The following is a 22,581-nucleotide window of genomic DNA, read 5'->3' as shown; positions in this document are numbered from 1 at the left end:
AGAAGCGGCCGTTCACAGGAAACGGCCCCCGAGGATTCGCTCCTCGGGGGCCGCGCCGTCGGTTCGCGGGTCAGGCCGTCACATCGTCCTCGGCCGTCGCCATCCGCTGCTCGGGGACGGCCGCCAGCCGTGACTCCTGGGCGACGTTGCGCGTCTCGGCCTTGATCGCGAGGTTCGCCACCGCGGTGTTGAACTGGACGATGGAGGTCGGCTCGTCCGGGCCCAGCAGGTACCGCTTGAGATCCTTGCGGTCCTCGGCGAGCGGGTCCGCCGCCGGGTCGCGTACGGCGTCCAGCAGCTCGCCCAGCTCGGCCGCGCTGTTGGACAGGATCGTCGCGGCGCGCACCGCGGTGTTCGCCCGCTTGAACTCCTCGACGCCCACCTCGGCGGAGTCCGTGACGGCGTACGGCTTGCCGCTGGCGATGAAGTCGGAGACCACGCTGGAGATGTCGGAGACCATCGCGTCGGAGACGTTGAAGCAGTCGTACAGGCGCGGCTCGGCGCCCGTGATGACGCGGTGCTCCCAGACCGGGAAGGACCGCCAGTACGCGTCGTTCCACTCACCGCGCAGCCGGGCGATCTCCTCGTGCTTGCGCATGTCCACCAGCCCGTCACGGGTGGCCTCGGCCTCGTCGCCCTTGGCGTTCCCGTTGCCCTTGCCGGACAGCTCGGCGAGGCGGGCCTCGATACGGGCCAGCTCGGCCTTGGCGGCGGCCTGCGCGGCGCTGTCGGCCGGGAAGCGCGAGTCGGCGGCCCGCTCGGTGGCGGCCTGCTCGACCAGGGCGGTGATCCGGCGGTGCGCGGCGCCGGCCTCCTTGCTGACGGTGCCGGTGAAGGGGTGCGGCTTGTACAGGACGCGGACCGGCGGGTCGGCCTTGACCAGCTTCTTCACGATGTTCTCGCCGGCCAGCACGATCGAGGTGTTGCCGGGGTTGCCGTCCCAGCCCTCCCAGGTGGGCGCGTAGAGCACGGTCGGACAGCGTCCATCAGCGGCTCCGCCGCGGGGGCCCTCGGGGACGCCGTTCCAGCCCTGGATCGGCGCCAGCTGCGGGCGGCCGACCTCGACGATGTCGTCGTCGCGGACACCGACGTCGGCGATGGCGTAGCGGTCGCGGCCCGCGCGGCCGGCGGTCCACACCTCGTCGTAGACCTTGCTGTACGGGTTGACGCTGGCCAGCTTGTCGCTGTCGCCGTGGCCGATGAAGACGTGCTTCATGGTGGGGACGCGCAGCAGGTGGATGTTCTTGCCGACGTTCGCGGCGTACAGCGCGACGCGCACGTTGGACAGGTCCAGGTTCATCAGGTGCACGCCACCGGGCACGCAGATCACGGGGACCGTGGTGGGCGCCAGGTTGTTCAGGATGACGCGCTCGCGCAGGATGATCAGCGGCTTGGAGTCCAGCTGCTCCATGGTCTCCAGCCACATGTTGACCTGGTAGGCGGAGTCCTTGGAGCCGGAGAAGTACAGCACCGTCTCGGGGCGGTACTCGGCCAGCCAGTCGTCGACGGCGGCCAGGACGGTCTCGGCGTTCGGCGGGACCTTGCGGCCGCGGACGTACGGCACGAGCGCGAGGACGTACAGGCAGCCCAGGCCCACCGTGACGCCGATGCCGATGAAGCCGGCGACGGCCGACTCCAGGGCGGCCGAGGCCAGGATGCCGGCGACGGCCGCGAGGTCGAGGTGCAGCATCTTCTCGGCGGAGCGGTGCAGCAGCCGGCGCGGCGGGGCGTCCGGGATGCGGATGCGGGAGGCGAGGTCGACGTTGCGGGTGGCGACCGGCATACGGCGGCGGTTGCGGATCAGGGTGACCAGCGCGCCGTGCGGGGCCTGGAGGCCGTAGAAGGCTATGAAGCACGCGATGGCGCCGTAGTAGATCAGGTCGTCCGCGAGGCCGAGCCGGGCCAGCAGGAGGACCAGCAGCAGCTGGCGGATCAGGAAGCGGATCGACAGACCGGCCCGGACCTTGCTCAGGCGGTTGACCAGATAGCTGCCCTTGCGGTGCAGATAGTGGTCCGCCAGGTACGTCACGGCGGCCGCGGCCGCGAAGGCGGGAACGCTCGGGACGAGCGCGGCCAGCATGAGCGCCGGGAAGCCCAGGATCATGAGGGCCGCCGCGGCCAGCTCGGCCGGGCTGCCCACCCGGGCGACGCGAATAGCGGTGGATATCACGGAGAACCTGCTCAGGGAGAGGGGCCGGTCTGAAGGGGTGAAGGACTCAGGCCCCTGTGAATTCTTCGTGAACGAAGAATCGCAGAGGCCTGAATTCCATAAGGCTATTGACTTCTGATTATGCCATGCCGTCCTGGCGGTCCAGGACACTGGCGAGCGCCTGCTCGAAGCCGGACGCCTTGCCGGCGGCCGCCGTCGGGTCCTGCTGGCGGACGTCGATCACATGGCCGGTCAGCTCGGAGAGCAGCACGTCGAGGGAGGTGCGGGCGACGGCCTCGGAGGAGAGCAGGCTGCCCGCGGGCTCCTGGCCGAAGGCCTTGGTGCGCATCGGGGTGGCGGTGCGCTCCGGGTTGATGCAGTTGACGCGGATGCCGTCGCCGACCCACTCGTCGGACAGGGCCTGGGTGAGGTTCACCATGGCGGCCTTGGTCGAGGAGTACAGGCTGTACTCGGCGCGACCGCGGGTGTAGCTGCTGGAGGTGTACAGCAGCAGCTGGCCGTTGGTCTCCGCCAGGTACTTGTACGAGGAGCGCGCGATCTGCACCGGGGCCAGGTAGTTGACCTTCAGCGCCTCCTCGATGGTGGCGTTGTCGGTCTCGGCGAGCTTGCCGATGCGCAGGACGCCGGCGGTGTTGACGACGTAGTCGATGCGCCCGGTCTCGGCGTAGGCCTTGGACAGCGCGTCGTCGACCTCCTCCGGGTTCTCCACGTGGGTGCCGGTGGTGGAGCGGCCCAGCGCGTACACCTTGGCGCCGTAGGACTCGGCGAGTTCGGCGATGTCCTTGCCGATGCCGTAGGAACCGCCGAAGACGACGACGGTCTTGCCGGTCAGCAGCTCGCGGTAGGCCTCCTCGCTCACCTGCTCGGGAGCGGCGGTGGAGGCCAGCTGGAAGAGCTTGTCGGCGATGAAGACGTCGACGGGCTGGGTGACCTTCATGTTGTACTCGTCACCCGCGACGACGTGGATCGGCACGTCCGGCAGGTACTTGAGCACGACGGAGCAGTCGTCCGTGGCCTGGAAGTTGGGGTCACCGGCGGCGACGTCGTAGGCCCGCTTGATCGTGGACAGCTTGAAGGCCTGCGGGGTCTGGCCGCGGCGCAGCCGGGAGCGGTCCGGGATCTCGGTGATGAACTCGCCGTCCTCGCCGTGCGTGCGGGTCACGATGATGGTGTCCGCGGACGGGATGGCGACGTCGACGGCCTGGTAGCGCTCCAGCGCCACGACACAGTCGTCGATCACGCGCTGCGACAGCAGGGGACGCACGGCATCGTGGAACAGGACGTTGAGGTCCTCGCCCTCGGCCAGGCCCTCACCGAGGGCCTCGATGGCGCGCTCGGTCGTCTCGTTACGGGTATTGCCACCCTCGATGATCTTCTTGACCTTCGTGAACCCGGCCTTGGCGACGATCTTCTCGATGTCCGGCACATAACCGGGCGCCATCAGCACGATGACGTCGTCGATCGAGTCGGCCTTCTCGAAGGTGGTCAGCGTGTGCTCGATGACTGCCTTGCCGGCGATCTTCAGCAGCTGCTTGGGGATCGACAGACCCACGCGCTGACCGGTACCACCGGCCAGGATCACTGCGGTGGTACGGGGCTTGGCTATGTGCTGGGACACAGGTGACCTACCTTGTGGCGACTGGGAACTTGGAAATGGTCCCACTTGGGGTTACCGCAGTGCAAGGTGAGCGTCCCCGGCTGCATATGTGCGCGCAACCTGTCATTCACCTTGTACGCATGGTCCTTGCCGAGAGTGTGCGCGGACGTTCACGGAATTGCTGTGAGTAACGGCACAGGCTCACCGAAGCCGCAGCCGCTTGAGGCAGCGATGGCCGAGTACTCGCACCAGTTCCTTGGACGACGTCGGGTGAACCGTGCGTGACTTGGCGGCCGCGGTGTGCCGCACGGCTTTTGCATTTCCGACAAAAGCCGCATGTCTCCGATGACTCCGATTCCCGTCCGGCCAATACGCTCCGCGATCTCCGCGCCGGCCTCGGCGGCGGCCTCGACGGCCCATCGCGGGGTGCCGATCTTCACGTCGCCGGGACCGGGAGTGCACGTGTTCTTCATATGCGTCACGGCGCCGTTCCGGGCGAGCTGTGAATAGAGCTCCGCGGGCAGATTGGCGCGGAATTCCTTATTAAGGTTCCGCAGCATTTCGGTCTCGGCGAGGGTGAGCGAGCGATTCGCCGCGTCCGGACCCGGCCGCAGTAACCCCGCGGGCACCCCGAGCAGCACCTCGAAGGTGCGCATCAGCCCCTCCCGGTCCCGGTCGTCGACCACGACGACGGTGACCCGCTCCCGGCCGACCGCCCGGGCCCAGCGCTCGACGAGCCGGTCGTGCCGGTGCCGGCGCCAGAAGCTGGGGGTGGGCTTGTCGTACGGCGGCCTGCGGAGCATGTGCTCCAGCCAGTCGATCCGCTCGATCGTCCCGTCGTCGGGGGCGTCGGCGAAGAACTCAGGAGAGTGACCTGGGACACGGATGAGTCCCAGGTCCCCCACCAGCGGTGACGGGAGTTACACGACCTCGACGCCCGGCCGGCCCGCCTCGACCCGCAGCCGCGCCAGAGTGCTCGGCGTAGCGGTCTGCTGCCGGACCGTGTCCACGATCCGCACCTGCGCGTCGATGCCGTCACGGCGGATGTCGAAGAGGTGGTAGCCGCGGTGGGCGTCGAGCAGCTTCCAGTGCGGGTTGTCCGGCAGGCGCGGGTCCCACTCCTTGTGGAAGGCGGCCTGGTCCTGGTCGCCGTTGCTGGAGATGGACGTACCGACGAACTCGGCGCCGACGACGGCGGAGTCCGGGTCGGCGTAGTCCTCCTTGAGGTCGCTGATCATCGTCAGATGGCGGTCGCCGGTGAACACGACCGGATTGCGGACCTGCTTCAACTCCTGCATCAGGGCGTTGCGTTCGACCTGGTAGCCGTCCCAGGCGTCGTAGTACCAGAGCTTGCCCTCACCGACCTTGAGGTCGGTCTCGGCCATCATGATCTGCGAGCCGATCATGTTCCAGCGGGCCGGCGAGTGGCGCAGCCCGTCGATGAGCCACCGCTTCTGCTCGGCGCCGAGCATGGTGAGCGAGGGGTCCTGGGCGCCTTCCTGGCTGGTGGCCTGGTCGCTGCGGTACTGCCGGGTGTCCAGCACGCTGAGCCGGGCCAGGCGGCCGAACTCCAGGCGGCGGTACATCTGGATGTGCGGGCCGTTCGGGATGGCGCTCGCGCGGACCGGCATGTGCTCGTAGAACGCCTGGTAGCCCGCGGTCAGCCGGGCCACGAACGCGTCGTGCGGCTGCTTGTCGGGGTCCTGCGGGATCTCGCCGGCGAAGTCGTTGTCGACCTCGTGGTCGTCGAAGGTGACCACCCAGGGCGCGTTCGCGTGCATCGCGGCGAGGTCCGGGTCGGTGCGGTACTGGGCGTACCGGTTGCGGTACTGCACCAGGCTGTACGGCTCGTCGGTGCCCTCATGCTTGCGCAGTGCGGTCGCCGACGGCCGGGACTCGTAGATGTAGTCGCCGACGAACAGCACGAAGTCGGGGTCCTGGACCAGCATGTCGGCGTACGGCGTGAAGTAGCCGTGCTGCCAGTTCTGGCAGGAGGCCAGCGCCATGCGGACCCGGCCGCCGGAGCTGTTCGGGTGGGGCGCGGTGCGGGTGCGGCCGATGGGCGAGAGCTGCCCGCCGGCGCGGAAGCGGTACCAGTAGGTACGGCCCGGGCGCAGCTTCCGTACGTCCACGTGGACGCTGTGCCCCAGCTCGGGCCGGGCCTGGGCGACGCCCCGGCGCACCGGCTTCCTGAACCGCTCGTCCTCGGCGAGCTCCCACTCCACGGTCACCACGCTTTCGGGCATCCCGCCGCCGTTCAGCGGGTCGGGGGCGAGCCGGGTCCACAGCACGATGCCGTCGGGCAGCGGGTCGCCGGAGGCCACGCCGAGGCTGAACACGCCGTCGGGCAGCGGGGTTTCGGCTGCCCGGGCGGCCGTCGGCAGCCACAGCTGGGCGGAGGCCGCGGCGCCGAGCACGGCGGCGCCGGCGGTCAGGAAACGGCGTCGGTCGGGGGACACGGACCCGGTCTCCGGGGTCATCGGCGAACTCCCTTGCCTCGCTGGCCTCTTGGACACTTCGGATGCTCACGCCCGTGGGCGGTCCGGCTGCTGAACTGCGCGCTTCGCGTGCATGACAAACAGGGAGACAACAGAAGACCCGTTGCGGCACGGCAGGGTGCCCTTGCCACAACGGGTCCGGTGTTCGATCAGTGGTTGAACCCGTGGGGATCAGTAGTTGAACCCGGAGCCCAGCTTCGCGTTGGCCGCGACCGTGCCGAGCGTCCCCGCCCCGAAGGTGAACGAGCCGGTCGGCGTGATCCCGGCCGACGTGGCGGGGAACACCCACACCGACCCGGCGTTCGCGTTCTCCCCCGGTGCGCCGACGACGAGTTCGGCGCGGCCGTCGCCGTTGCCGTCGACGAGATGCGTGGCGGTGCCGAAGACGTCGTTGCTCTCGGCCGCGCCCGGCACCCCGGCGGTGTTCTGGTTGACCCCCTTGGCACCGGCGCCGGTCAGACCGTTCGCACCGCCGCGCAGGACGACGACACCGCCGGCGTTGCTCAGCCCGTCGAAGTCCTCGAACGGCACCCCGGCGGCGACGTCGTCGTAGCCGTCGCCGTCGACGTCCGCGACGGACACGTCGGCGCCGAAGCGGTCGTACAGCTCGGCGGCGCCCGGGACCCCGGCGCTGTCCTGGTTGACGTACATCGCCTTGGTGCCGACGGGCCCGTCCGCGGAACCCGGCACGAACGCGACCCGGCCGCCCTCGGGGATCGGGGTCGACAGGTCGCTGTCGGCGCCGTCGTAGCGGCCGACCACGATGTCGTCGTAGCCGTCGCCGTTCACATCGCCCAGATCCAGCGACTCGCCGCCCTGCACCCGCCAGCCCCGGCTGTCCTCGATCACGACCTTGTCGGCGAGCCCGTCCGGCGTGCCCCGCCAGTACGTGATGCGGCGAGCGTCGCCCTCGTCACCGTCGTGCATGGTGCCCACGACATCGTCGATGCCGTCGCCGTTCACGTCACCGGTGGCCAGGTCCAGGAAGCGGGGGTCGGAGTCGTCGAAGACGATCTGCTCCCCGCCGCTCGACGAACCGTCCCGCCCGAAGGGCCCCTTGACGACCCGCAGCCTGACGAGGCCCTGCACGACGACCAGGTCGGTGGCCCCGTCCCCGTCCACATCCCCGACGGTGAGCTCTCCCCGAGCGCTGAGCCCGTCGTACGTCTCGCGCCCGTACGCCAGCGGCGCCCCGCCCGACAGCCCGTTCGCCCCGCCCCAGACGACCTGCACGAGCCCGGTCAAGGCGCCCCCTTCCACCGAGTCCTCGCCGGTGACGCCGACGATCAGGTCCGCGTACCCGTCCCGGTCGAGGTCGGCGCTGCTCACCGCGCTGCCGAACAGGTCTTCGCTCTCGGCCGAGTCGGTGACACCGGCCGTGTTCTGGCTGATGACCTGCTTGGCAGAGGTCTTGAGCCCGCTCGCCGACCCGTACACGACGGCGACGTACCCGGCCCGTGTCCTGCCGTCGACGGTCGCGTCGGGCGCCGCCACGGCGAGGTCGGCGTAGCCGTCGCCGTTGAAGTCGTCCTTCAGCTCCGCGGTGGCCGGCTTGGTGTCGGCCACGGCGTGTGCCGCGGGAAGGGTGGCCCCCGTGACGGCCAGGACGACGGCGAGACCCACGCGCCAGGCCTTGCGATGTCTGTTCATGTCACTGTCCTGTTCTGCTGGTTACGAGGAGGGGGTCGCCGTCAGTCGGCCAGCGAGGCTCCGAAGGAGGCCCCGAGCGAGGTCAGGCCCATCGTGGAAGGCCCGAAGGAGAAGGAACCGCCGGCGGTGACACCGCTGGAGGTGGCCGGGAAGACCCACGCGGCCCCATGTCCGAAGTTCTCGGCCGGGTCGCCCACCACGAGGCCGTCCCGCTTGTCGGAGTCGGCGTCGACGAGGGCGGTCTCGGCACCGAACCTGTCGCCGTTCTCGGCCGTGCCGGGCACACCGCTGGTGTTCTGGGTGAACGCCTTGATGCCGGTGGTGGTCAGGCCGCCCGCGCTGCCGCGCAGCACGAGGACGCCGCCCGCGTCGGCGACGCTGCCCAGATCCTCGCCGGGCAGGCCGGTCGCCACGTCGAGGTAGCCGTCGCCGTTGGTGTCGCCGATGGACAGGCCCGTCCCCATGCCGTCGCCGCGCTCGCCCGAGCCCGGCACACCAGCCGTGTCCTGGTTGATCCACACCGGCTTACGGGTGGTGGAGACGCCGCCCGGGCCGCCGTACACGACGGCCAGCGCACCGCCCTTGGTGGGCAGCTCGACGTCGCTGTCGTAGCTGTCGTTGGAGTGGCCGACGACGATCTCGCCGTACCCGTCCTTGTTCAGGTCGCCGATCGCGACGTCCTCGCCGCCGATGATCCGGCCCTGGGCGTCCTTGAGGTTGCCCTGGTAGGTGAAGCCGCCGGGGCCGCCCGTGAGCAGGGAGACGGCACGCGAGTCCGGTTCGTCCTGGGAGGAGGTGCGCACGGCGAGGTCGGCGACGCCGTCGCCGTTCACGTCACCGGCCGCCACCGAGTGATGATTCGAGTGCTCATCGGCGCCGATGGCGAAGAAGTCCTTCTTCGCGGGCTGTCCGGCGCGGGTGAACGGGCCGTGCCACACCTCGCCGGGTGCCTCGTTCTCCGGTACGTCGTTGCTCACCATCACGATGTCGGATCGCTTGTCGCCGTCCACGTCCGCGACGGTGAACCGGCCGGACCACTCGTAGCCGATGCTCCATGTCAGCTCGGCGTGGCCGACAGCCCCTTCGGACCACCCCAGTTGACGAGGAGGGCGACACCGTAATCCATGTACGGCTTCTCCGACTCGGCGGTCGTCACCAGGTCCGCGTATCCGTCCCCGTCCAGGTCCGCGCTCGCCAGCTCCGCCCCGTAATAGGCCTCGTTCGTACGGTCCGGCCAGGTCAGCACCTGCTTGCGCGACGTCGACAACCCGCTGGAGGAGCCGTACAGCACGCTGATCGCGCCGCGCCCCGGCGTACCCCCCACCGCGGCGGCGTGGGCACCGATGACCGCGTCGGGATACCCGTCCCCGTTGAAGTCGTCGTGCAGCCGCTTGGCGCTCGGCGTGCCGGCCGCGGCCTCCGTGGCGGCGTTGACGGCGGGCACCGCCAGCGCGCCGGCGACGATCGCGACGCCGGTGGCGAGAGCGAGGCGTCTGCGGCGGGTGAGCGGAGTACGGCGGTGGGAACGCGAAGTCATGTGATTCCTGACGCAGGGAGACGTGTGAATGGCGTGAGGGGACGTGAGGGGATGCGGGTCAGCGCGGGAACCGGTGGCCGAGCCAGGCCCCGGTCGCGACCGTCCCGAGGGTGCGGGCGCCGACGGCGAAGGAGTTCTTGGCCGTCACCCCGGTGGAGCCGGACGGGAACACCCACACGCCACCGGCGTACGAGTCCTCTCCGACCGCGGCGACGACGGGCTCGGCCCGCCCGTCGCCGTTGCCGTCGACGAGATGCACCCGCTCGCCGAAGCCGTCGCCCTTCTCGGCGGTGCCGGGAACGTCCGCGCTGTTCTGGCTGAAGAGCCTGCCGCCGGCCCCGGTGGGACCGTCCGGTCCGCCGGGCACGACGACGAAGGTGCCGGCCTCCCTCAGCGTGCCCAGGTCCTCCAGCGGGTCGCCGGCAAGGACGTCACCGTAACCGTCGCCGTTGACGTCGGCGACCGCGAGGTCGTACCCGAGCACGTCCCCGGCCTCGTCGGTACCGGGCATGCCGGGGGTGTCCTGGGTGATGGTGTGTGCGCCGACGGCATTGGCCGGGCCGTTCGCCGTGCCGTAGATGAACCGGAGCCGTCCGTAGCCCATGACGATGTCCCCGCGGCGGTCGCCGTTGACGTCGCCGATGGTCAGGGACCAACCGGGTCTGATCTTCTCGCCCTGCGCGTCCTTGAGGACGACGAGCGGCCGCAGGCCCTCGCGGCTGCCGCGCAGGAAGTTCAGGTGCTCGCCCCGGTTGCCCTCATCGTCGGCGTCATACGACCGAGCGAGGGTGACGAGGTCGGTGATGCCGTCGCCGTCCACGTCACCGGCCACGACCTTGACCAGTTCGATGTCGCCGTCGTAGAGCTGCACCCCGGTAGTGCCGGCGGGTACACCGTCGCGCCCGAACGGCCCGTACTCCATGCGGCCGCTGTAGAGCAGGTCCTCATGGCCGTCCCCGTTGAAGTCGCCCGTGACGGTTCCGAAGCCGCTCTGGTACGGGCCGTCGCCGACGGCGGGCCGCACCTTCCCCGAGGCGAAGCCGCCGGGGCCGCCCCACAGCACGGTCCGGCTGCCCTTGCGGGCGATGCCGCCCTGCTCCCACTGCTCACCGTCGGCCGACACCTGCAGGTCGCTGTACCCGTCGCCGTCCAGGTCGGCGGCGACGAGGTCCGAGCCGAAGCGGTCCCCGGCCTCGACGGTGCCCGCGATCCCGGCGGAGGCCTGCGTGTACACCTTCCTGGCCGTGGCGCGCAGCCCGCTCGCGGACCCGTACAGCACGGCGACGTAGCCGGCCCGCGTCTTGCCGTTCACGGTGGCGTTGGGAGCGGCGACGGCGAGATCGCCGTACCCGTCGCCGTTGAAGTCCTGCCGCACGGTGGCGGTCGCCGCCCGGGCATCCCCGGCCGGCAGCACACCGACGCTCGCGGCCGCCAGGGCGACAGCCATGGCAACGGTACGCCGCGTTCTGTACGAAACAGCCTCGACCACGTCGACTCCGGGAATTCGATGGGCAGTTGACGGTGGTGAGGTCCTGAGAATTCAAGATCCTCATCCACGCCGCCCAGTACGACTCACGGAGGGACGAAGGGGTTGCCCCAAGATACGCCGGGAATTTTCCCGGCGTTAACCGATCCAGCCAGTCCGGCGATCGGGACCGAGCCGGGGCCGTCACGGCGAAGCGAAGGGCCGGGGGCAGCAGCCCCCGGCCCAGTTCACGACAGCGCCACGCGCCTGCTCGGACCTAGAACGGCTCGAAGTCGTCGAACTCCTGCGCCGCTTCATCACGCTCGGCCTGCTTGTCACGCCGACGCTGCGCAGCGGGCCGAGGCGCCTCGAAGCGGTGGTCCTCGCCTCGCCGCCCGAGCATCTCCGCACCGGACATCAGCGTCGGCTCCCAGTCGAATACGACGGCGTTCTCCTCGGGACCGATGGCGACGCCATCCCCGGCGCGGGCCCCCGCCTTCATCAACTCCTCTTCCACACCGAGGCGGTTGAGCCGGTCCGCGAGATACCCCACGGCCTCGTCGTTGTTGAAGTCGGTCTGCCGCACCCAGCGCTCGGGCTTCTCACCGCGCACCCGGAACAGCGGCTCGCCACCGATCTCCTCGCGGGTCACGGTGAAGCCCGCGTCGTCGACGGCCTTCGGCCGGATCACGATCCGCGTCGCCTCTTCCTTCGGCTTGGCGGCACGTGCCTTGCCGACCAACTCGGCGAGCGCGAACGACAGCTCCTTGAGCCCGATGTGCGCAACCGCCGACACCTCGAAGACCCGGTACCCACGGGCCTCAAGATCCGGCCGCACCATCTCGGCGAGGTCCTTGCCATCGGGTACGTCGATCTTGTTCAGGACCACGATGCGGGGCCGGTTGTCCAGCCCGCCGTACTCCCGCAGCTCCGCCTCGATGACGTCCAGGTCGGAGACGGGGTCCCGGTCGGACTCCAGCGTCGCCGTGTCCAGGACGTGCACGAGCACACTGCACCGCTCGACGTGCCGCAGGAACTCGAGCCCCAGGCCCTTGCCCTGGCTGGCGCCCGGGATGAGCCCCGGGACGTCGGCGATGGTGTAGACGGTCGAACCGGCGGTCACCACGCCGAGGTTGGGCACGAGGGTCGTGAACGGGTAGTCCGCGATCTTCGGCTTGGCGGCGCTCAGCACGGAGATCAGCGAGGACTTGCCGGCGCTCGGATACCCCACCAGCGCCACATCGGCGACCGTCTTCAGCTCGAGGACGATGTCCTGGAGGTCCCCGGGCTCACCGAGCAGCGCGAACCCCGGCGCCTTGCGCCGCGCCGACGCCAGCGCGGCGTTGCCGAGCCCGCCCCGGCCGCCCTGCGCGGCGACGTACGACGTGCCGTGCCCGACCAGGTCGGCGAGCACATTGCCGGCCTTGTCGAGGACGACGGTGCCGTCCGGCACGGGAAGGACCAGGTCCTGCCCGTCCTTGCCGGACCGGTTGCCGCCCTCACCGGGCTTGCCGTTGGTGGCCTTGCGGTGCGGGGAGTGGTGGTAGTCGAGCAGCGTCGTGATCGACTGGTCGACGGTGAGCAGCACGTCCCCGCCGCGCCCGCCGTTGCCGCCGTCGGGCCCGCCGAGCGGCTTGAACTTCTCACGGTGGACGGAGGCACAGCCGTGGCCTCCGTTACCCGCGGCGACGTGCAGCTCGACGCGGTCCACGAAGGTGGTCATGGTGGGGTGCCTCCAGCACTGCGAAAACGTACGGATGTGTCTCTTGCGTAACACGCGAAAGGCGGACCCGCCTTCCCGGAAGGGAAGTGAGGTCCGCCTCGCGAAAAGTTCGGTCGAAGCCTTGAGTCAGGGGACTCAGGCGACCGGAACGATGTTCACGACCTTGCGGCCACGGCTGGTGCCGAACTCCACCGCACCGGCCTGCAGCGCGAACAGCGTGTCGTCGCCGCCGCGGCCGACACCGGCGCCCGGGTGGAAGTGGGTGCCGCGCTGACGGACCAGGATCTCGCCCGCGTTGACGACCTGACCGCCGAAGCGCTTCACGCCGAGGCGCTGAGCGTTCGAGTCACGACCGTTACGGGTGGACGATGCGCCCTTCTTGTGTGCCATCTCTCCTCAGTCCCTTACTTCGCAGCCGCGGGGATCTCAGTGACCTTGATCGCCGTGTACTGCTGGCGGTGGCCCTGACGACGGCGGTAGCCGGTCTTGTTCTTGTAGCGCAGAATGTCGATCTTCTGGCCCTTGTGGTGGTCCACGACCTCGGCCTGGACCTTGATGCCGGCCAGCACCCACGGGTCACTGGTCACAGCGTCGCCGTCGACAACGAGCAGGGTCGAGAGCTCGACCGTGTCGCCAACCTTGGCAGTGGAAATCTTGTCAACCTCAACGATGTCGCCGACAGCAACCTTGTGCTGGCGACCACCGCTGCGCACGATGGCGTACACGCGGATCTCACTCTCTCGCTCGGAAACGGCACCCCCGCAGTCCAGCCGTCCGGCACGCGGGCGGCCTCTCCGGAACACCCTGTGCTCCGGAGGATGAGGTTTACGGGGATGTGGCGCGCCTATATCCACGGACACGCCGACGGTCAAGGTTACGGGGCCGTGGCCGAGGGGGTCAAACCGGGCCGGGCCCCAGCGGTGTGCGGCCGATCACGTGGACCGACCGCACACCTCGCTGGTCAGCTGTCGCCGGTCAGCTTTCGTCGGTGGCGGCAGAGACCGTGGTCTTCTTCGCCGTCGACTTGGCCGCGGCCGTCTTGGCGGTTTTCGCCGCCTTCTTGGCCGTGGCCTTCTTGGCGATCGTCTTCTTGGCCGCGGTCTTCTTGGTGGCGGCCTTCTTCGCCGTGGCCTTCTTGGCCGTCTTACGGGCCGTCTTCTTGGCCGGAGCGGCCTCCTCGACGACCTCCTCGGCGGCCGGGGCCTCCGTCGCCGCGGGCTCGCCCTGTGCCTCCCCCGCCGGGACGACCACGACGGCCGCCTCGTCGGACGCGGTCGGCGCGGTGGCCTTGCGCACGGCACGGCGCCGCGGACGGGCCGGAGCGGCGCTTTCGGCGACCGCCTCGGCGGGAGCCTGCTCGGACGGCTCCGCCGGGGCCTCGGACACCGGCTCGGGCGCGGTGGACGCCGTCTCTCCGACGGTCACCACGGCGGCCTCGGCACCTGCGGGCGACCCGGCGGGCGCGGACACCTTGCGGGTGGCGCGACGCCGCGTACGGCCCTTGGGCGCGGCCTCCTCGGCAGCCGGAGCGGCGGCCTCGGCAGCGGGCGCCTCGGTGGCCGCGGCCTCCACGACCGCGTCCTCCAGGGCCACCGGCTCGGCCTTCGCCACGGCGGCCGGCTCCGGCTGCACCGGGCGCGCGACCTCCTCGGCGACGGTCACGTCCTGAGCCGTGGGCACCGCCTCGGCCTTCCTCGGCGCACCCGCCGGAGCCGACACCCGCCGGCCCCCACGGCGCCGGGAACGACCACCGCGCACGGCGGCCTCCGCCTCGGCGACGCTGCTGTACAGCTCCTCGTCCGCCGCGAAGGCGGGCTCGGGCAGCGCGGCCGGCTCGGCGATCTCGGCTGCGACCTCGGCCTCGGTCTCCGCCTCCTCCTCGGCCGTCTCGACCGCCTCGGCGGCGACCGTGGCCTCGTGCACCTGCTCGGGACCGGCACCGGCACGCGCGCGCTTCTTGCGCTTGCCGCCGCCACCGACGGCCGTCGGCTGCTCCATGTGCACGATGACGCCGCGCCCGTTGCAGTGGACGCAGGTCTCGGAGAACGACTCCAGCAGCCCCTGGCCGACCCGCTTGCGGGTCATCTGCACGAGCCCCAGCGAGGTCACTTCTGCCACCTGGTGCTTCGTACGGTCGCGGCCCAGGCACTCCAGCAGGCGCCGCAGCACCAGGTCCCGGTTGGACTCCAGCACCATGTCGATGAAGTCGATGACGATGATGCCGCCGAGGTCGCGCAGCCGCAGCTGGCGCACGATCTCCTCGGCCGCCTCCAGGTTGTTCCTGGTGACGGTCTCCTCGAGGTTGCCGCCCTGGCCGGTGAACTTGCCGGTGTTGACGTCGACGACGACCATCGCCTCGGTCCGGTCGATCACCAGCGAACCGCCGCTGGGCAGCCAGACCTTGCGGTCCAGCGCCTTGGCGAGCTGCTCGTCGATCCGGTACGTGGCGAAGACGTCGACCTCGGAGGTCCACTTCTGCAGCCGCTCGGCCAGGTCGGGCGCGACGTGCGAGACGTACCCGTGGACGGTCTGCCAGGCCTCGTCACCGCTGACGACGACCTTGGAGAAGTCCTCGTTGAAGATGTCCCGGACGACCCGGACGGTCATGTCCGGCTCGCCGTACAGCAGCGTCGGCGCGTTGCCGTTCTTGGACTTCTTCTGGATCTCTTCCCACTGCGCCTGCAGCCGCTCGACGTCCCGGCGCAGCTCGTCCTCGCTCGCGCCCTCGGCGGCGGTGCGCACGATGACGCCCGCGTCCTCGGGGACGATCTTCTTGAGGATGGTCTTCAGCCGCGCCCGCTCGGTGTCGGGCAGCTTGCGGCTGATGCCGGTCATGGAGCCCTCGGGGACGTACACGAGGTAACGGCCCGGCAGGGAGACCTGGCTGGTCAGACGCGCGCCCTTGTGCCCGATCGGGTCCTTGGTGACCTGCACGAGGACCGACTGCCCGGACTTGAGGGCGGACTCGATGCGCCGCGGCCCGTTGGCCATGCCGAGCGCCTCGAAGTTGACCTCACCGGCGTACAGGACGGCGTTGCGGCCCTTGCCGATGTCGATGAACGCGGCCTCCATGGACGGCAGCACGTTCTGGACCTTGCCCAGGTAGACGTTGCCGACGTACGAGGTCGCCTGCTCCTTGTTGACGTAGTGCTCGACGAGCACGTTGTCCTCGAGGACGCCGATCTGCGTACGGTCGCCGTGCTGCCGGACGACCATCACGCGCTCGACGGCCTCACGGCGGGCGAGAAACTCGGCCTCGGTGATGATCGGGACGCGACGGCGGCCCTGCTCACGGCCTTCCCGGCGGCGCTGCTTCTTGGCCTCCAGACGAGTGGAGCCCTTGATGGACTGCACCTCGTCGGACGGCTCGGCCTTCGGGCGGGGCTCGCGGACCTTGACGACGGTGCGCTCGGGGTCGCCCTCGCCGGGCTCGGTGTCGACGGTGGCGTCACCGGCGCGACGACGACGGCGACGGCGGCGCCTGCTGCTGGAGCTGGAACCGGCGCCCTCTTCGCCACGGGCGTCCTCGGCGTCCTCTTCCTCCTGCTCGGCGGTGTCCTCGGCGTCCTGCTCGGCCTGCGCGGCGGCGAGGTCCTCGGCCTCCGCGTCGCCGCCCTCGGCCTCGGCCTCCGCGGCCTCACCGCGACGACGGCGCCGGCCACCACGCCGACGACGCCTGCGCGACCCGGTCTCCTCGGCCTCCTCGCCCTCGACGACGTCCTCGGCGGCCTCGTCGGCCTCCTCGGTCTCGTCCTCGGCGGCGGCCTCGACGCCCTGGGCCTCGGCCTCCTCGCCGTACGCGCCGCCCCGGCGCCGGCGACGACGCCGCGACGTGCCGGGCTGCTCCTCCTGGAACTCCTCGACTTCCTCGGCCTCCGGCTCGGCCTCCGTCTCCGCGGCGGCCGCTGCGGCGGCCCGCTGGGGCGTCTGGAACTGCGGCTCGGTGAACACCGGCGCCTGGAACACGGCCACCGCGGGACGGGCCGGCCGCGGAGCCTCGGCCGCCTCGGCGGCGGAGGTCTGAGCGGGCTCGGCGAACCCGATGGCGGCACGGCGCACGACCCGACGGCGACGGCGCGGGCCGGCTTCCTCGGTCTCGGCGCCGGCGGGGGTGCGGGCCTCGTCGGCGGGCGCCTCGGCGGGGGCGCCGACACCGGTCACCGCGGCGGTCTCCACCTCGATGCCCGGGGTCACGGGGGTCTCCGCGGTCACCGGCGTCTCGGCGGGAGTCTCCGCCTCGGCGACAGCGGCCTCAACGGGCGCGGACACACGCCGCGTGGCGCGGCGACGCGTACGGCGCGGAGCGGCTTCGGCGGCCTCGGGGACCTCCGTGGCCTCGCTCGGCTCCGCGGACGCGACCGGGGCGGCAGCCTCGGCGGGCTCCTCCGCCTCGGCTGAGACCTCGGTACCGGCGGCAACCTCGGCGGCCTCGTCGGCGACCGGAGCACCGGTGGGCGCGGAGGCGCGACGCACCGCACGCCGACGCGTACGGCGCGGCGCCGCCTCCTCGGTGGCCTCGGCGGACGCGGCAGCGACAGGCGCCTCGGCGGCGGGGCTCTCGGCTTCCTCACCGGTCCCGGCAGCAGCGGACCCGGAGACCACGGTCTCGGCGGCCTCCGCGGCGGCCGGAACGCCGGCGGGCGCCGACGCACGACGCACAGCACGCCGACGCGTACGAGGCGGCGCAGCCTCCTCGGCGACCTCCGCGCCCTCAGCCGCGGGCGCGGCCTCGGGGACCGGCGCGGCTGCAGCGGCGGCGGGCACCACGGTCTCGGCGGCCTCGGCGGCGGCCGGAGCACCGGCGGGCGCGGACGCCCGGCGCACGGCACGCCTGCGCGTACGACCGGCGGGCGCGGCCTCCTCGGCAGCCACCGTCTCTGCGGCCTCTTCGGCTGCTTCGGTCTCTTCGGCTTCCGCAGCCTCAGAAGTCACCTCGGCCTCAACGGCCTCGATGCCCTCCTCGGCCTTGTCGGCCTCTTCGGTCACCGCCGCGACATCGGCGGCTTCGGCGACCGGTATGGCCGGCTCGACCACCTCCGCGGGCTGCGCCTCGGCGGCAGCCGCGGGTGGGCCCGCCGGGCGGGATGCGGCACGCCGCCGCCGGCGCGGCGGCAGGGTGTCGCTCGGGGTGTTCAGTTCGGAACCCTCATTGGGTTCGGTCGGCTCGAGCATGCGGGCGTTTCTCCCGTCAGGCTCCTGGGCGCCGCGCATGGTCCGGCGATGTGCCGGTGACGTCCGCGGCTCGCGCGGTGCGCGACTGCCGCCGTCCGGGGCGCGGGCGCCGCACGGGAGCTCTCTGTGTCCTGTCTCGCCGGTTCCGTACACCTCATGCGTACGGCCTGGCGAAAGTCTTCTGGTCGGTGCGCTGCCCGACCCAGGTGGCTCCCGAGTACGAGGGCGGCGCTTCGACGTGCGTCCCTACGGAACCTTCCCTACGCCGGCGCCGTCGCGGCGGCAGCGGTCTCGGCCTCGGTTGGGGCCGTCGCTGCCTCGCGGTCGGGCGCGAGCGGGTCGGTCACCGTGCCGGTCTCTTCATCGAACAGCCCCTGCGCCAGCCTGGTCACCGCTGCGGGGACCGGCGGCGCCAGGTCGGCCACGGCGCGGAGACCGGACAGGACGTCGTCGGGTCGTACGGCAGGCGTCACGTGCCGAACAACCAGCCGCAGTATCGCACAGGGCTGGTCGGTCGGCCTATCAGCCCGCGAACTGTGCGTTTCTGTTCCGTCGCTGCTTTCCAGGCTTTCCAGGTGGACGACCGCCGGACGGGCGTCGAAGGTGCGCACGCCGTTCTTGGTCATGCGCTGCACCTCAACGGCGTCGGCGGCGTTGAAGGCGGCGACCGCGCGCCCGGCGTCGGCCGGGTCCACGCCGTCGAGCCGCAGCTCCCAGACGGACGCCGTGAGCCGGTCGGCGAGCCCGGAGACCCGGGCCTCGACCGCCTCGATGACGTCCAGCCCGGCGGGCAGCGACTCGTCGAGGAGCACTCTCAACTGCTCCGGATCGCGCGCCTCGGTGAGCGCGATCTCCAAGTACTCCGCCTCACTGCCCGTGCCGGTGGGTGCGGCATTGGCGTACGACACCTTCGGATGCGGCGTGAACCCCGCCGAGTACGCCATCGGCACCTCGGCACGGCGCAGCGCACGCTCGAAGGCGCGCTGGAAGTCACGGTGGCTGGTGAACCGGAGGCGGCCGCGCTTGGTGTAGCGCAGTCGGATGCGCTGCACCGCGGGTGCGGGCGGCGGGCCTTCGGGCTGTCGCTTGCCCAGTGTCGTTCAGTCCTTCGTGAGAGCGGTCGTACTGCTACCAAGAGTACGTGCCTCACGGCCCGGAGGTTCCCGCCGGGCGACCGCCTCCCGTTCCTTCGGCTCCCCGAAGAGCATTCGCCGGAAGTCGGCGCGCGCCTGCCGTACGGACTCGCGGGCCGCCGTGAGGGCCTGCCGGGTGGCCCGCCCCACGCTGCGGGCGGCCTCGGCGACGGGCCGCAGCACGGCGTCGCGGACCAGGTGCCCGATCGGCGTGAGCACCGTCCGGTACACCCACCGCACCGGCTCGACGAAGGTCCACCGCAAGAGGGTCGCGAGGAACCGGCCGACGGCGAGCGAGATCCGTCCGGCGACCCGCCAGGCGTGCCCGAGCGCGTCCCAAATTTCCCTGCCGATGACGGCGAGCACCCGGCCGACGGGTGCGAGCACCCACCGGTACAGACCGAGCGCGGGCAGCACGAACAGCACGCGGGCGATCCAGTACAGGGCGATCCCGATCCCGGTGACGACTGTGCTCACGACCCACACGACGCCCCTCGCGCACCAGGCGATCGCCCGGCCGACCGGCGTGAGGATCCACTCGTACACCCACAGGGCGGGAACGACGAGGAGATACCGCAGCAGCCACGCCACCACACCGAACACACCGAGCCCGATCGCGGCGAGCACCGCACCGAGTCCCTTGAGGACCCACATCACGGCATGCCCCACGGGCGTGAGCACGCGCGCGTAGAGCCACGCCAGTCCGGCCCCGATCCCCCGCACCACCCACGCGCTCGCGTGCCAGATGCCCCGGGCCACCCACGCGCACGCGTGCCCCACCGGTGTCAGCACATACCGGTACAGCCACACCGCGGGCACGACGACGAGCACGTTGCCCAGCCACGCGAGCCCCTTGGCGAGGGGCACGACCACATACCGCCACAGCCCCACGAACGGCCAGACGAACACCGCACGCCCCAGCCACAGCAGCGCACGCCCCACCGGCCGCAACACCGTGTCGTTCAGGAACCGCCCGGCGACGACGAGCGCGTCCCACACCATCCGCACCGGCACGACGAGCACGAGCACGACGATCCGCACCGGCAGGCGTATCGCGACGACCAGACACCCTTCGGGTTCCTGGCGTGGCGGAGGCGGTTTTTCGAGATCCATACCGTGGTAGACGCCGGAACGGCCTGCCCGGATGCAGATCGCACGTGCTCTTCCTCCGGCTCGTCCGCCGCCCGGCCGACCACCGGCAGAACCGCGAACGCCCCTTCCCCTCGAGGGAGGAAGGGGCGTTTGGCCTTCACTTCACGTCAGTGCGAGTGCCCGCTCGGCACCGGCGCGGCGTTCTTGACCGTCAGCGGCAGCAACTTCTTGCCCGTCGGCCCGATCTGGATGTGCGTGTCCATCTGCGGGCACGCTCGGAACAACACAGGTCGTGACGCTGCTACTCCACTTCGATGCCGTAGTCCTGAAGGAGCTGTTCAAGACCCCGTGGGTAGCCCTTGCCGCCAAGGACGAAGTCCCAGTCACCATTTGGCCTGTGCCTGAAGGAGCCCAGTACCAACGCTGTTTCCCCGGCGCGGCCATCCGAGACTTCAAGCCGGCCGATCTCCGCCCTGGCGGGGTCCAGCAACCGGATACAGGCGTCGGTGAAGCCTGACAGGTCGGCGTCCGGGTTCACCTCTGGATCAACGGCAGCCACAAGCACCAACCGGTCAGCCTCCTGCGGGAGTCCGTCGAAAGAGACACGAATCGCTGCCTTGTCCGGCGCCTGTGCCGGCACTGCTCGCACCGACCCATCGGGAGTCTGCGGGTTGTTGAAGAACACGAAGTGCTCTTCGCTCAGAACTCGGCTACCACGGCATGCGAGTGCGCACACGTCCAATGCGACGTTCCCCGACCACGTCATGCCCAACACGTTGTAGTCGTCGGTCGGGCTTGCAGGTCCGGCAGGCGTCGTCTGCGTTGGGGCCGCTCGCCCACCCTCCCCCAGACGGCCACGAAGGCCGTGCCTGTGCAGCAGATCGACCAGCTCACTGCCCGAGATGAGCTCCAGGGGCTTCCCCCGGGCGAAGGTGTGCGAGCCGGGTCCGTATGCCGAGGTGGTCACCAGAACGCCTTTGTTGGCGCCGCGGTCCTGGACGGTGCCGTACAGGTCGCGCACAGCGGTGGGAGGAACCGTGTTCCGGTAGCGCTTCACCTGTACGACGATCTTGCCGCCGCGGATGGGAGTCGGGTCCAGCGCGTCTACATCAACGCCCCCGTCGTTCGAGCGCTGAGTCGTCACCGCCTGCATTCCCATCGCACGGAACAGATCGGCCACCAGGGACTCGAAGGCGATCGGATCCATGTCATACAGATCCGGTTCACCATCCCCGCCATGGGTGACGACGTGGTTGCCGACGTCCCGAGGCTGACGGCTCGGCCGCACCGAGGTGAGCTGATCGGGGCGAGTGGCGAGCTGTCCGCGCAAAGCGTCGGTCAGACAGCTGACGGGATCCACCTGCTCCAGATGCAACTCGGTGAAGCCCGACCGACCAGCCATGACGGTCGCCAGAAAGATGTGCGACTGCCTTCCCGTCGCCGGGTCCGGCGCGTCCACGAAGCCGTTCAAGGCGACCGAGTCGAGTATGCCGTACTCATCAGCGGCGAACAGCTGATGCAGCACCAGCAGCGTGCTCTGCGCCAGCACCTCTCGGTACAGCGCCCGACGCTGGGTCACGGGCCGAGCGATCTCCTTGTCCTGGTCCTGAGAGGGGACATACCTCACCGACTTCGCCTCAGGCACGACGTCGTACGTGGGCATCTCCCAGTCCAGGACGAGTTGCCGGGCCGCTGGGTCGAAAGCTGCGGCGACCTGCCGCGGGAAACCTTCAGGCCAGGCAGTCGACGAGTAGAGCGCGGCCGAGAAGTACTCGATCACGGAGTCCGGATCGCCTCGCCTCACCCCCTCGGTCACCTCGCCGATGCCGGCGTTATGCCGACGTATTTCCGACCGCTGAGCCTCCGCCGCTCGCTCATACTCCTGCTGTGCGGCCGCTAACTGCTGCTGCCGCTGTGCTTCGGCAGCCTGCGCCGCGTGCCAGTCACGTTCGAAATGAGCCCGCGCCTCGGCCTGAGCTTGCGCGCGCCGACTCGCGGTCCAGCCTCCCTGCGCCTGATACTGGCTCTGATCCGGCATACGCACAGGCCACGCAAGCGGTCCTGGATCGAACGGTGCGATCTCTTCCCGGCGCATCAAGGACGACGCTCTGAAAACCGGCGCCTGGCAACCAGCGACCAACAGGCCTTGTAAGGACGCGACCTGGGCTTCGATCTCCTCCGTACGCCGCCTGGCCTCCGCCTGCCGGAACTCTCGATGCCCCTGAGCAGCGAGCCGCTGGTAAGCCCGCGCCTGCCGAGCTTCCTCCCTGCGCTGTCTCGCCTCGGCTTCCATCTGGCGCTGTTGCTGACGCTGCATCTCAGCCCAGACGCCGACCAAACCAGCAGAGCGACGACTCATGCGCTACCTGCCCTCCCCAGGGACGTCGGCACCGCCGACCAACCTGATTGCCCCCGCAACCAGTAGTAACAATGCGACTTTATCCAGTAATCACCATCCTGGATATCAACTTGCCAAAGGCAAGTTGAGCCGACCGTTCAAGCAGCTCATCGGCGTCGGACAGCATTGAGCCCCCTCTGTATTGA

At 70.6% G+C, this 22,581-nt stretch carries 15 protein-coding genes; all 15 read right to left on the bottom strand.

Features of this window, described 5'->3' with window-relative positions; genetic code table 11:
- Positions 1-70: 70 nt before the first annotated feature.
- Complete coding sequence (locus tag IF78_RS0114000) at positions 71-2,140, bottom strand: hypothetical protein (protein ID WP_037640418.1); 2,070 nt, start codon at positions 2,138-2,140, stop codon at positions 71-73.
- Positions 2,141-2,288: 148 nt separating this feature from the next.
- The gene (locus IF78_RS0113995) at positions 2,289-3,788 is read right to left on the bottom strand and encodes a bifunctional cytidylyltransferase/SDR family oxidoreductase (protein WP_031476872.1); all 1,500 of its coding nucleotides are present in this window, start codon (positions 3,786-3,788) and stop codon (positions 2,289-2,291) included.
- A gap of 149 nt (positions 3,789-3,937) precedes the next feature.
- Positions 3,938-4,672 carry a hypothetical protein gene (locus tag IF78_RS0113990; RefSeq protein ID WP_051827819.1) on the bottom strand — a complete coding sequence of 245 codons (735 nt, stop codon included), beginning with the start codon at positions 4,670-4,672 and terminating at the stop codon, positions 3,938-3,940.
- 15 nt (positions 4,673-4,687) lie between these two features.
- Positions 4,688-6,247 carry an alkaline phosphatase D family protein gene (locus IF78_RS0113985; RefSeq protein ID WP_031476870.1) on the bottom strand — a complete coding sequence of 520 codons (1,560 nt, stop codon included), beginning with the start codon at positions 6,245-6,247 and terminating at the stop codon, positions 4,688-4,690.
- 189 nt (positions 6,248-6,436) lie between these two features.
- Positions 6,437-7,915 (bottom strand): FG-GAP-like repeat-containing protein, encoded by a 1,479-nt coding sequence (locus IF78_RS0113980; RefSeq protein ID WP_031476869.1) that lies wholly within the window; start codon positions 7,913-7,915, stop codon positions 6,437-6,439.
- Positions 7,916-7,956: 41 nt separating this feature from the next.
- Entirely contained in the window at positions 7,957-8,925 is a 969-nt protein-coding gene (locus tag IF78_RS44995) for an FG-GAP repeat protein (RefSeq protein WP_051827817.1), read from the bottom strand.
- 47 nt (positions 8,926-8,972) lie between these two features.
- On the bottom strand, positions 8,973-9,452 hold the full coding sequence (locus IF78_RS46060) for an FG-GAP repeat domain-containing protein (RefSeq protein ID WP_037640414.1): 480 nt from the start codon (positions 9,450-9,452) through the stop codon (positions 8,973-8,975).
- Positions 9,453-9,510: 58 nt separating this feature from the next.
- A complete protein-coding gene (locus IF78_RS0113970) occupies positions 9,511-10,899 on the bottom strand; it encodes an FG-GAP-like repeat-containing protein (protein WP_051827815.1) in 1,389 nt (462 codons plus the stop codon).
- A 295-nt stretch (positions 10,900-11,194) separates the two neighbouring features.
- Positions 11,195-12,640: a GTPase ObgE gene (gene obgE / locus IF78_RS0113965; RefSeq protein ID WP_031476867.1), complete on the bottom strand. Its 1,446-nt coding sequence runs from the start codon at positions 12,638-12,640 to the stop codon at positions 11,195-11,197.
- A 135-nt stretch (positions 12,641-12,775) separates the two neighbouring features.
- Positions 12,776-13,030: a 50S ribosomal protein L27 gene (rpmA, locus tag IF78_RS0113960; RefSeq protein WP_030051735.1), complete on the bottom strand. Its 255-nt coding sequence runs from the start codon at positions 13,028-13,030 to the stop codon at positions 12,776-12,778.
- Positions 13,031-13,044: 14 nt separating this feature from the next.
- Positions 13,045-13,365, bottom strand: coding sequence for a 50S ribosomal protein L21 (rplU, locus tag IF78_RS0113955; RefSeq protein WP_004931419.1), 321 nt, complete (start codon positions 13,363-13,365; stop codon positions 13,045-13,047).
- A 250-nt stretch (positions 13,366-13,615) separates the two neighbouring features.
- Positions 13,616-17,812: an Rne/Rng family ribonuclease gene (locus IF78_RS0113950; RefSeq protein ID WP_031476866.1), complete on the bottom strand. Its 4,197-nt coding sequence runs from the start codon at positions 17,810-17,812 to the stop codon at positions 13,616-13,618.
- Between the two features lie 260 nt (positions 17,813-18,072).
- Positions 18,073-18,864: a TIGR03936 family radical SAM-associated protein gene (locus tag IF78_RS0113945; RefSeq protein WP_031476865.1), complete on the bottom strand. Its 792-nt coding sequence runs from the start codon at positions 18,862-18,864 to the stop codon at positions 18,073-18,075.
- Positions 18,865-18,912: 48 nt separating this feature from the next.
- Positions 18,913-20,058 carry a hypothetical protein gene (locus tag IF78_RS0113940; protein ID WP_031476864.1) on the bottom strand — a complete coding sequence of 382 codons (1,146 nt, stop codon included), beginning with the start codon at positions 20,056-20,058 and terminating at the stop codon, positions 18,913-18,915.
- A 280-nt stretch (positions 20,059-20,338) separates the two neighbouring features.
- Positions 20,339-22,396, bottom strand: a complete 2,058-nt coding sequence (locus IF78_RS0113930; protein ID WP_031476863.1) for a restriction endonuclease — start codon at positions 22,394-22,396, stop codon at positions 20,339-20,341.
- Positions 22,397-22,581: the final 185 nt, after the last annotated feature.

This window comes from Streptomyces bicolor (assembly GCF_000719285.1).
Lineage (GTDB): Bacteria > Actinomycetota > Actinomycetes > Streptomycetales > Streptomycetaceae > Streptomyces > Streptomyces bicolor.
The sequence above is the reverse complement of the archived record's forward strand: the minus strand, read 5'-3'. Positions and strand labels throughout refer to the sequence as shown.